The 11,522-nt window shown below is 70.7% G+C and carries 8 protein-coding genes; 3 read left to right on the top strand and 5 right to left on the bottom strand.

Annotation, left to right across the window (positions count from 1 at the left end; all coding sequences use genetic code 11):
• The first annotated feature begins 39 nt into the window (after positions 1–39).
• Positions 40–627 carry a DNA-3-methyladenine glycosylase I gene (locus tag QE388_RS03725; RefSeq protein WP_307383015.1) on the top strand — a complete coding sequence of 196 codons (588 nt, stop codon included), beginning with the start codon at positions 40–42 and terminating at the stop codon, positions 625–627.
• A 142-nt stretch (positions 628–769) separates the two neighbouring features.
• On the opposite strand, the gene QE388_RS03720 is transcribed toward QE388_RS03725, so the two are convergent.
• Positions 770–922 (bottom strand): hypothetical protein, encoded by a 153-nt coding sequence (locus QE388_RS03720; protein ID WP_307383013.1) that lies wholly within the window; start codon positions 920–922, stop codon positions 770–772.
• A gap of 244 nt (positions 923–1,166) precedes the next feature.
• Between QE388_RS03720 and QE388_RS03715 the strand changes: the two genes are divergently transcribed.
• Both QE388_RS03715 and QE388_RS03710 read left to right on the top strand, forming a co-directional pair.
• Positions 1,167–2,714, top strand: coding sequence for a DEAD/DEAH box helicase (locus QE388_RS03715; RefSeq protein ID WP_307383011.1), 1,548 nt, complete (start codon positions 1,167–1,169; stop codon positions 2,712–2,714).
• Between the two features lie 624 nt (positions 2,715–3,338).
• The gene (locus QE388_RS03710) at positions 3,339–5,678 is read left to right on the top strand and encodes an excinuclease ABC subunit UvrA (RefSeq protein ID WP_307383010.1); all 2,340 of its coding nucleotides are present in this window, start codon (positions 3,339–3,341) and stop codon (positions 5,676–5,678) included.
• 27 nt (positions 5,679–5,705) lie between these two features.
• On the opposite strand, the gene QE388_RS03705 is transcribed toward QE388_RS03710, so the two are convergent.
• The 4 genes from QE388_RS03705 to QE388_RS03690 form a co-directional block, all read right to left on the bottom strand.
• Positions 5,706–6,176, bottom strand: a complete 471-nt coding sequence (locus QE388_RS03705) for a dehydrogenase (RefSeq protein ID WP_275797670.1) — start codon at positions 6,174–6,176, stop codon at positions 5,706–5,708.
• A gap of 97 nt (positions 6,177–6,273) precedes the next feature.
• Positions 6,274–8,022 (bottom strand): sodium:proton antiporter, encoded by a 1,749-nt coding sequence (locus QE388_RS03700; RefSeq protein ID WP_307383009.1) that lies wholly within the window; start codon positions 8,020–8,022, stop codon positions 6,274–6,276.
• A gap of 142 nt (positions 8,023–8,164) precedes the next feature.
• Positions 8,165–9,031, bottom strand: a complete 867-nt coding sequence (locus QE388_RS03695) for a LacI family DNA-binding transcriptional regulator (protein WP_307383008.1) — start codon at positions 9,029–9,031, stop codon at positions 8,165–8,167.
• A 15-nt stretch (positions 9,032–9,046) separates the two neighbouring features.
• Positions 9,047–11,512 carry a glycoside hydrolase family 2 protein gene (locus QE388_RS03690; protein ID WP_307383006.1) on the bottom strand — a complete coding sequence of 822 codons (2,466 nt, stop codon included), beginning with the start codon at positions 11,510–11,512 and terminating at the stop codon, positions 9,047–9,049.
• Positions 11,513–11,522: the final 10 nt, after the last annotated feature.

Genomic DNA, 11,522 nt, shown 5'->3' with positions numbered 1-11,522 from the left:
CCGGGGACCGGTGTCGGAGCGCACCCGTAGCCTGTGGGCATGAGTGATCTGGTGACCGGGGCCGACGGTGTCGTGCGGTGCGCGTGGGCCGGCTCTGACGCCGAGTACCAGCGTTACCACGACGAAGAGTGGGGAACGACGCTGCGCGGCGACCGCCCCTTGTTCGAGAAGCTGAGCCTCGAGGGCTTCCAAGCGGGTCTGTCCTGGATCACGATCCTGCGCAAGCGTCCGCGTTTCCGCGAGGCGTTCCACGGCTTCGAGCCGACCGCCGTCGCCGCCTTCGGCCCCGACGACGTCGAGCGACTGCTTCAGGATGCCGGCATCATCCGCCATCGCGGGAAGATCGAGGCCGTGATCGGCAACGCGACCATCGTGGCGGGCATGGCCGAAGGAGAACTCGACACCCTGATGTGGTCGTTCGCCCCCGCGACGCACGAGCCGCCGCGCACGTTCGCCGAGGTCCCCGCGGTGACGCCGGAGTCCACGGCGATGAGCAAAGAGCTGCGCCGTCGCGGCTTCCGTTTCGTCGGGCCGACCACGATGTACGCGCTCATGCAGTCCTCCGGCATGGTCGACGACCACGTCGCGGGCTGCTGGCGCGCGGCCGCCTCGAGCCCGGGCATGTAGCGGCGGGCCGCCGCTCGCCGGCTGCCCCTCCGCGCGCCCGACCCTCCGACCGGCCGGCCGGCGCCGGGCGGGCAGCACCGGGTCGCCTCCTGCCGACCGATCAGCGCGCGGCCGATCAGCGCCGGGCCCTCGCGCGGGGCGTCTAGCGTTCCGTCGTCCCCTGCCCGGCCTCCCCGCCCTCCGCCGCGGCGTGGGCGTCGATCTCGCGGAGGCGGCGCATCTGCGCCCACGGATAGAAGGCGATCCAGGCGATCGATGCGATCGCGCCGCCCATGATCATCGATGAGACGTCCATGTCCTCGACGCTACGAGCGCCGATGCGCTCGCGGATCCCCCGCGCGACGGAGATGGCGCCTCACCCGCTAGACTGGTGGGCGGAGCTTTCGCTCCTCGCGTCGTCGAACGCACCGGCCCCTTTTCTCTCGGGCCTTTGACCTTCACGGCGAACGGATGCGCCACCCGGCGCCTTCGCCCCTTGCAGCCGCAGCATCGCGGCATCCCGAATCGCCGTGTGCGCGTGTGCCGCGGCAGGAGTATTCATGACGTCCCAGACTTTCGCCGACCTCGGCGTGCCCGCCCCCCTCATCGCCGTTCTCGCCGCGCAGGGCAAGAACGAGCCCTTCCCGATCCAGGCCGACACCCTTCCCGACACCCTCGCCGGGCGCGACGTGCTTGGCCGCGGCAAGACCGGCTCGGGCAAGACCCTCGCGTTCTCGCTGCCGCTCGTCGCGCGCCTCGGCGCGTCGACCGACCGCCGCCGGGGCCGCAAGCCCCGCGCGCTCGTGCTCGCCCCCACCCGCGAGCTGGCCAACCAGATCGACGAGGTCATCAAACCCCTCGCCGCCGCGTTCAACCTCGTCACCACGACCGTCTACGGCGGCGTGAACCAGAAGCGTCAGGTCGACGCGCTCGCCGCGGGCGTCGACATCCTCGTCGCCTGCCCCGGTCGCCTCGAAGACCTCATCGGTCAGGGCTTCGCGAACCTGAGCGACATCGAGATCACGGTCCTCGACGAGGCCGATCACATGGCCGACCTCGGCTTCCTCCCCGGTGTCACGCGCCTGCTCGCGCGCACGCCCGCCGACGGCCAGCGCCTGCTCTTCTCGGCCACGCTCGACAACGGTGTGGACAAGCTCGTGAAGCGGTTCCTCCGCAACGAGGTCCTGCACTCGGTCGACGAGGCGCACTCGCACGTCGCCGCGATGACCCACCACGTCTTCGCGCCGGTTGACGCGGACGCCAAGAAGGACCTCGTGCAGACGCTCGCCTCGGGCACCGCGCGACGCATCCTCTTCATGCGCACCAAGCACCAGGCCAAGAAGCTCGCGAAGCAGCTGACCGCCTCGGGCATCCCCGCCGTCGACCTGCACGGCAACCTCTCGCAGCCCGCGCGTGACCGCAACCTCGCCGCTTTCGGCGACGGCCGCGCGAAGGTCCTCGTCGCCACCGACGTCGCCGCGCGCGGCGTGCACGTCGACGGTGTCGAGCTCGTCGTGCACGTCGACCCGCCCGTCGAGCACAAGGCGTACCTGCACCGCTCGGGTCGCACCGCCCGTGCGGGCTCGGCCGGCGACGTCGTCACGATCATGCTCCCCGAGCAGCGTCGTGACACCCTCGACATCCTCCGCAAGGCCAAGATCTCGGCCACCCCGCAGCAGGTCACCTCGACCTCGCCCGAGGTCGTCGCCCTCGTGGGCGAGGTCGCCCCGTACGTCAAGCCCGAGCCCGTCGTCGCGCAGCCCCAGGGCGGGGGCCGCTCGCAGGGCGCCAACGCGCAGCGCAAGCGCGCGGCGCGCGGCGAGGGCCAGCAGCCCGCCGGCCGCTCCGGTGGTCAGGGCGGCGGCGGTCGTCGTCGCGGCGCGGGTGCCGCGGCATCCGATGCTCCGGCCGCGGGGCGCGCTCCCCAGGGCGGTCGCGGCGGTCAGCGCTCCGGCGCGGGTCGCGGTCAGGGCGGCGCGGGTGCGCAGCGCACCGGTGCGTCCGCCGGTCGTCCGCAGGGCGCCGGTCGTTCGGCATCCGGCACTCCCACGACCGGCATGGTCGTCGGCGCCCGCAACTCGCGCACGAACCGTCGCGCCCAGGGCTGAGTCTTCATCCGGTGCCCCCCGCGGATTCGTCCGCGGGGGGCACCGTCGTCTCCGGAGCGAGCCTCGGCGCCGGCGCGGCGCCGATCGGCACGGGTGTGCCGCACCGTGGGCCGGGGGTGTGCCGTCGTGCGGAGTTGAGCCGCGACACGCCGGTTCCGGATGCCGCGGCCTCGGCGTTTCGCCCCGGACACCGCGGGACGGTACGCGTCGCGGCCCGGGTCTCCGCGTGACGGTACGCCCGGGTCGCCGTGGGGGCCGGCGTGCGTGTGCCGTGCCGTCGTGCGGAGTTGAGCCGCGACACGCCGGTTCCGGATGCCGCGGCCTCGGCGTTTCGCCCCGGACACCGCGGGACGGTACGCGTCGCGGCCCGGGACTCCGCGTGACGGTACGCCCGGGTCGCCGTGGGTGCCGGCGTGCGTATGCCGTGCCGTCCTGCGGAGTTGAGCCGCGACCCGCCGCTTGCGGATGCCGCGGCCTCGGCGTTTCGCCCCGGTCTCCGCCTGACGGCACAGACCGTCGCCCGGGACTCCGCGCGACGGTACGCCCGGGCGCCCGCAGCGCAAGCGGCGCCGTCGCGAATGTCGGAGGTCTCCGCCACACTGGGACGATCCCGAGGAGGCGCCCATGACCGACCCCGACGCCCACGACGTCATCCGCGTGCGCGGTGCCCGCGAGAACAACCTGCAGAACGTCGACCTCGACGTTCCCAAGCGCCGGCTCACGGTCTTCACCGGTGTCAGCGGCTCGGGCAAGTCGTCGCTCGTCTTCGGCACGATCGCCGCCGAGTCGCAGCGGCTCATCAACGAGACGTACCCCACCTTCGTTCAGCAGTTCATGGGGCAGCTCTCCCGCCCCGACGTCGACGCGCTCGAGAATCTCAGCGCCACGATCCGTGTCGACCAGGAGCGCATGGCCGCCAACGCCCGGTCGACGGTCGGCACTGCCACCGACGTGCACGCCATGTTGCGCGTGCTGTTCAGCCGGCTCGGTCAGCCTCACGTCGGGTCTTCTCAGGCGTTCTCCTTCAACGTCCCCTCGATCTCGGGGGCCGGTGCCGTCACGATCGCCACCGGGGCGCGAAAGGGGCAGAAGGAGCGGCGCTCGTTCGAGATCACGGGCGGGATGTGCCCCGACTGCGAGGGTCTCGGTCACGTCAGCGACATCGACATCTCGCAGCTCCTCGACGAAACGAAGTCGCTGAACGGCGGAGCGATCACCGTGCCCGGTTACACGGCCGACGGTTGGATGGTCCGGGTCTTCAGCGAGTCGGGCTTCTTCGACGGCGACAAACCCGTCTCAGAGTTCACCGCCGAAGAACGCCACGACCTGCTCTACAAAGAGCAGACGAAGGTGCGCATCGCGAACACCAACATGACCTACGAGGGGCTCGTTCCCAAGGTCACCAAGAGCATGCTGCAGAAAGACCGTGACGCCCTTCAGCCTCACATCCGTGCGTTCGTCGATCGCGCCGTCACCTTCATCGCCTGTCCGGCGTGCGGGGGAACCCGTCTCAATGAGGGCGCTCGGTCGTCGCGCATCGGCGGGGTGAACATCGCGAATGCCGCCGCCATGCAGATCACCGACCTTGCCGCCTGGGTGCGCACGGTCGACGATCCCTCGGTGGCTCCGCTCGTGCAGGGGCTCCGCGACACGCTCGACGCGTTCGTCCATATCGGGCTCGGATACCTCTCGCTCGACCGTGCCAGCGGCACCCTGTCAGGCGGTGAGGCGCAGCGCACCAAGATGATCCGCCACCTCGGCTCGAGCCTCACCGACATCACCTACGTCTTCGACGAGCCCACGGCGGGTCTTCACCCGCACGACATCCAGCGGATGAACGAAACCCTCCTGCAGCTGCGTGACAAGGGCAACACGGTGCTCGTCGTGGAGCACAAGCCCGAGGTGATCGACATCGCCGATCACGTCGTCGACCTCGGCCCTCGCGCGGGACGCGACGGCGGAACCGTGCAGTACGAGGGTGATGTCGCCGGCCTCCGCGCTTCTCGCACCCTCACGGGTCGCTTCCTCGACCACCGGGCCGAGCTCAAGAGCGCGGTGCGTTCCGCCACCGGCGCACTCCCGATCCGCGGGGCGACCCGGCACAACCTCCGCGACATCGACGTCGACGTCCCCCTGGGGGTGCTCACCGTCGTCACGGGGGTCGCCGGATCCGGCAAGTCGTCCCTCATCCACGGCGCACTCCCCGCCTTCGACGACGTGGTGGTCGTCGACCAGACGCCCATCAAGGGCTCGCGCCGCAGCAGCCCCGCCACCTACACGGGCATCCTCGACGCGGTCCGCGCCGCCTTCGCGAAGGCGAACGGCGTGAAGCCCGCCCTGTTCAGCGCGAACTCCGAAGGGGCCTGCGCCGCCTGCAAGGGTCTCGGCGTGATCGTCACGCAGCTCGGCTTCCAATCGACCGTCGAAACGGACTGCGAGCTGTGCGGTGGGAGCGGCTTCTCCGACGAGGTGCTCGAGTACACACTCCACGGCAAGAACATCGCCGAGGTCCTGGCGATGTCGGTGTCCGAGGCATCCGCGTTCCTCACCACCGGGCCGGCGGTCGCGGTCCTCGGCCGACTCGTCGATGTCGGGCTCGGGTATCTCACGCTCGGCCAGGCGCTGAACACCCTCTCGGGCGGCGAGCGGCAGCGACTCAAGCTCGCCATCTCGATGGCGAAGTCCGGGGCTGTCTACGTTCTCGATGAGCCGACCACAGGGCTCCATCTCGCCGATGTCGACAACCTGCTCGGTCTGCTCGATCGACTTGTGGATGCCGGAAACACGGTCGTCGTGATCGAGCACCACCAAGCGGTCATGGCGCACGCCGACTGGATCATCGATCTCGGACCCGGGGCCGGCCATGACGGCGGACGGGTGGTCTTCGAGGGCACCCCCGCCGATCTCGTCGCCGCCCGCTCCACCCTCACGGGCGAACATCTCGCCCGCTACGTGGGGGCCTGAACCGCCGTCAGAAACCCGGAACGGACGTCAGAGGGGTGCGACCGCATCGTGCAGGTGACGCTCCCCGTGCGAGAGGACCTTCACCATCACGCCCCGTTGGCGGAGCTCGGCGACCGCCCGCGTCTCGTCGTCGCGCGTCACCCCGAGAGAGCGAGCGCTCGTCACGACGAGCACGTCACCGCGCGTCAGCGTGCTGAAGAACCGGTCCAGGCGCGCTGCCCACCCCTCGAGCGTTTCGGGGGCCGGGTGCCGGAAGCCCTCGATCGGCACGCCGAAACGGGTGAGGTCATCGCGCTGCTGGACGACACTGGGCATCCCGGGTCGCGAGACCACCAAACCCACGAGGCGCGACCCGGCCGGGCGGGCGCGCCACCAGTCGCGGTCGCTCTGCAGCTCGGTGAAGCACTTCGGACACTCAGCCGCGGCGTGCGCGATGGGCACGGCGCCGGTCCCGGCGGCATCCGCGGGTGACGTCGTCGTCGGGATCGGATCGCTCATGGAAACCTCCGCTCCCATTGTGCCGCACGCGGCGTCCCGCGCAGAGCGCACACCGCGTCCCGCGCACACTGCGTCCCCTGCGCACCAGCCCCGTCAGTCAACGTCCTCGTCGTCGATGCGCAACTCGAGGCTGATTTGGTCGGCGTCGAGCTCCGCGAGGGCCGTGACGCAGGGCGGCCGTGCTGTAGCGGCCGTCGCTCGCGAGATCGTTGAGGCGGTCGCGCATCACCTCGATCGACGCGAGGCGCAACTGCAGCAGGTCCCGCACGCGCGCGGTCGCTTCCTCGTCGGGCGGTTCGGTCAGTCGTGATCCGGCGCGGTCGATGATCTCGGCGGGGAAGCTCTCACCGTTCCGTCGGGTGAGCGAGCCCGAGCGCAGCGCCGAGACCGCGGCATCCCGAAGCTCCGCGTCGAGCGCTCGTTGCTCCTCGCGCGACGGCCCTTCGCCGCCCTCGCCTCCCAGGCCTACTGCCCGCACGACCGCGGGGAGTGTGACGCCTTGCAGGACGAGGCTCAGCAGCGCGACGAGGAACGCCACGAAGATGAGCAGCGGTCGGTCGGTCACCCCGTCGCGCGGGAGAGTCTGCGCGGCGGCGAGCGTGACGACGCCGCGCATCCCTGCCCACACGATCACGACGCCGTGTCGCCAGCCCAGGGGCGTGTCGCGGTAGTAGTCGAGGTCGGCGACCGTGCGGGCGATGCGCGAGCGCATCCAGCCGATCCGCCGGGCCGCGCGAGCGGGGTCGTCGGCCCGACCCGAGAGGCTCGCGGGGTCGTTGCGGTACGCGTCTTCGAAGCGGTCGAGTCGTTGCTGGGCGGCATCCACCCGCCATCGGTGGCGTGCCAGGTCGCGGCTGCGTCGGCCCTGCACCCAGATCAGACCTGTGACGTACACGGCGCGGACCGCCAGTGCGATCCCGAGGGCCGACAGCGCCAGCCACGCGCCGTGCCACAGACCTTCGTTCTCGCGCAGGTTGCTGATGACGATGTCTTTCAGCTCGAGGCCGAAGACGAGGAACACTCCGCCCTCGAGGAGCAGCTCGATCGTGCGCCAGTTGACGCGGTCGCTCAGTCGTTGTTCCGGCGTGAACCGTCGTGCGGCGCCCTGGCCGGTCACGATCCCCGCGACGACCGCCGCGACCAGTCCCGATCCGCCGAAGTGCTCCGTCGGCAGATAGGCGATGAACGGAATGGTGAAGCTGAGCGCGGTGTTGGCCGCCGAGTTCGTCACCCGCTCGCGCAGGCGCAGGTTGCCCCACCCGACGACCGCGCCGAACAGCAGGGCGAGGAAGACACCCCATGCAAAGTTGCCGACGGCGTCGCCGAAGGCGAATCCGGATGCCAGAGCCGCCACCGCGGTGCGCAACAGCACCAGCGCGGTGGCGTCGTTGAGCAGGCTCTCGCCCTCGAGGGTGGTGACGACGCGTGGCGCGATCCCGAGTCGTTTCGCGATCGAGGTGGCGACGGCATCCGTGGGACTGAGGATCGCGCCGAGGGCGATGCCGAGGGCGAGACCGACATCGGGGATGACCGCCCAGAAGAAGAGTCCGAGCACCACCGAGCTCAGCACGACGAGGAGGACCGAGAGCCCCGCGATCGGGACGAAATCTCGGCGGAACTCGATGGCCGGCAACTGCACCGCCGCCGAATACAGCAGCGGCGGGAGGACCCCGACCAGGATGACCTCCGGGTCGAGGACGAACGGCGGGAAGAACGGCAGCAGGCTCACCCCGAGCCCGATCGCCATGAGCACCAGCGGCCCGGCGACGTTGAAGCGCGGCGCGATCACCGTCACCAGCGCCACCACGACGACACCGGCCACCACGATCAAGAGGGGTTCGGTCACGATTCGAGGCTAGTCCTCGGTTCTTCTGGCATCGCCTCTCGCTCTCTGTCCTGGCGTATGCCCCCGATGTCCTGGCGTATGCCCGCGACGACGGGGTCTGCCCCGGGGTTCACGGACTGGTCCCACGACGAGGGGTGTCCGGTCAGCGCGCCCGAGCCGTCGAGTCGCGCACGATCAGTTCCGGTGACGGAGCGGTCATCACCGGCTGGGCGTCGTGCCCGAGCGCCTGCAGGATCGCCGTCCCCGCGCGCTCTCCCAAGAGAGCGATGTCACGGGCCATCGCGCTGAGCGACGGCACCGTCGAGCGGCACAGCACCGAATCGTCCCAGGCGAGCAGCGACAGCTCACCCGGCACGTCGACCCCGCGCGAGGTGAGAGCGGATGCCGCGGACGCGGCCATCACGTCGTTGTCGAAGACGATCGCGGTCGGGGCGTTCGCGCCCGCCACCAGGCGATCGACGGCGGCGACGCCCCCGGCAGCGGTGAAGTCGCCGACCTCGATGCGGGCGTCGAGGCCCAGACGCGCCGCCACCGCCTCGAAGGCGTGCGTGCGGCGGATCGTGTGGGCGAGGTCGTCCGGGCCCGAGACTCGTCCGATGCGCGTGTGGCCGAGTTCGCGCAGGTACTCCACGGCGGTCTGCATGGGCGCCTCGTCGTCGACCCACACGACCGCGTGGTCGGGAGCGTCGTTGGGGTGGGCCAGGGCGACGCTCGCGAATCCGAGACGGTCGGCGAGCTCGAGCCGGGGGTCGTGCTGCTCGAGGATGTCGACCAGTACCACCCCCGCGACCCGACCCGACTGCGCCCAGCGTTGATACGCGTCGAGCTCTTCGTCGAGGTCGGGCACGACCTGCAGCACGAAGGGGCGACGGTGCTCGGTGAGCACCTCCTCGAGCCCGCTCATGAAGTCGCTGTAGAAGGCTTCGACGCCGAGCTGACGCACGGGGCGCCGGAGCACCAGGCCGACGGAGCGCCGCAGAGCGGAGGGGGGTGCGGGCTCGACCATCATCGTCGCCAGTATCGCCTATCTCGCGAGCGCGCGGGCGACCAGGTCGTTCGCGGAGCGCAGGACACCGGCTCGCGTGAAGGCCGCGGGGTCGATCCCCGCGGGGCCGCTCACCCGGAAGACGTGTCGTTCTCCGGCGGTCAGGGTCACCATGCCCGAATCCACGCGAGCGGCGGGGTCCACGAGGTCCACGAGGAGCGTGGCATCCTTCACCAGAGTCTGCGCGGTCAGCGTGACCTCGTAGCCGTCCGCGACGGCGCGCGCGTCCACCGCCGTCGCGTCGACGAGGGCGAGGGCGGTGTCCTCCACGAAGTAGTGCAGACCGCGCTCCCCCGAGGACGACTCGGCGACGAGCACTTCGCGCGACGGGTCGCCGGCTGCGGCCAGCGACGCATCGATCGGTGCTGTCCAGGCCGAGCGCGCCGCCACCTCGAGATCGAGAGTGAGGGATGCCAGGACGGTGCCGTCGAGGTCCTCGCGGCGCAGCTCGACACGGCCGGTGATCGCCTCGTCGCTGTCGTTGTGAAGGGTGACGCGCAGGCCGTCTCCGTCGAGCGCGGGCTGGATCGTCAGCAGTCGCGGCGCGGAGACGCGTCGCAGCTCGTACCAGAGGGGCTTGCGGTGACGGTGGCTGTCGACCGCGGCCCACGACACGACCGGCCAGCAGTCGTTGAGCTGCCACACGATCCACCCGCGGTTCAGGGGGAACAGTGAGCGGAACCACTCGATGCCGAACGAGACCGCCCGCGCCTGGTTCAACTGCATCGTCCAGTGCCAGTCGGCGTAGTCGTCGGGCGCCGGCAGGTGCGCACCCAGGCCCCGCTCGAGCTTGTCGTTGCCCTCGTTCGCCTTCTGGTGCGCGAGCATCTCGCGTCCGAAGGGGCTGCGGGGCTCGTCGCGCACGACGCTCTCGAGCGTTGAGAACGCGGGTGGGCCCTGGAATCCGAACTCCGAGACGAACCGGGGGTGGTAGGCGCGGTAGCCGTCGTAGTCGCGCGTGTTCCAGACGTCCCAGATGTGCATCGTTCCGTGGGCGTCGTCGTTGGGGTGGACGTACGAGCTGAACGAGAAGGGGCTCCCGTCCGAGTAGAAGGTCGTCGGTGCGAGCTCGGCGACGATGCGGGGGAAGAGGTCGCGATAGTAGCCCTCGCCCCACGTGCGCCCGTTCAAACGAGTGCGCCATTTCCAGTCGACGTAGCCCCAGATGTTCTCGTTGCCACCGTTCCAGATCACGAGGCTCGGGTGGCTCGTCAGACGCGTGACGGCCTCGCGCGCCTCCGCCTCGAACTCGTCCCACAGCTCGGCATCCTCGGAGTACGCGGCGCACGCGAGCAGGAAGTCCTGCCAGACGAGGACGCCCTCGCGGTCGCAGATGTCGTAGAAGTCGTCGCTCTCATAGAGGCCGCCGCCCCACACGCGCAGCAGGTTGAGGCCCGCGTCCGTGGCATCCGCGATCGAGGCCGCGAGGCTCTCGGGCGTGATGCGGGTGACGAAGACGTCGTCGGGAATCCAGTTGGCCCCGTGCACGTAGACGTCCCGGCCGTTGATGCGCACCGAGAAGGGGCTGCCCTGCTCGTCGGGCGCGATGTCGACCTCGACGCGGCGGAATCCGATCGCTCGAGACCACCGGGTCGCCTCGTCGACACCGTCGCCCACCCGCACGGCGAGGTCGTAGAGCCTCGCCTCGCCGTAGCCGCGCGGCCACCAGGGCTCGGCATCCGGGACATCGAGGTCGATCACGACGGGCTGACCGGGCCGCGCCTCGACTCGCGCGGAGGCTCCCGCGACCTCGATCTCGACCGTGACCGGCTCCTCGTCGTCGCCCTGCCACTCGAGGTCGACATTCGCGGTGAGATGCGGGATGCCGTCGACGACATCGACCACCGGGCGCACCGCCGCGATGCGCACGTGCGCCCATTCCTGCAGGCCCAGGGGGCGCCAGATGCCGGCGGTGGCGAAGTCGGGACCCCAGTCCCAGCCGAAGTTGCAGGCGCTCTTGCGGATGGTGTTGAACGGGTGCGCGTACGAGTGGGGGCGCTCGCCGAGGACAGCTTCCCGCTCGCGGGCGTAACGCACGGGAGAGCGGAAGTCGACCTCGAGGGTGTTCTCGCCCTCGCGCAGCACCGCGGCGAGGTCGGCACGGTAGCTGCGGTGCTGATTCACCGTTTCGAGCACGACCACGTCGTTGATGCGGACGGTCGCGACGGTGTCGAGTCCGTCCGCGACGAGGTCGACGCGCGCGTCATCGAGGGTGGGGTGCCACGAGAACGTCGATCGGTAACGCCAGTCCGATTCTCCGATCCACGCGAGTTCGGCCTCCTGCGCGCCCGGGAAGGGATCGGCCATCAGGCCGGCGGCGAGGAGGTCGGTGTGCGCGACCCCGGGAACGGTCGCCGGGATGCCGTCGTCGAGGGCCGCATAGGCGTCCGGGCGGTCTCCGCGGAGGAGGGTCAGGCTCCAGCCTTCGTCGAGGGGGTGGTACATCAGCGTCGGT

Origin of the sequence: Microbacterium sp. SORGH_AS_0969 (assembly GCF_030818255.1) — a bacterium.
Classification (GTDB): Bacteria; Actinomycetota; Actinomycetes; order Actinomycetales; family Microbacteriaceae; genus Microbacterium.
The sequence above is the reverse complement of the archived record's forward strand: the minus strand, read 5'-3'. Positions and strand labels throughout refer to the sequence as shown.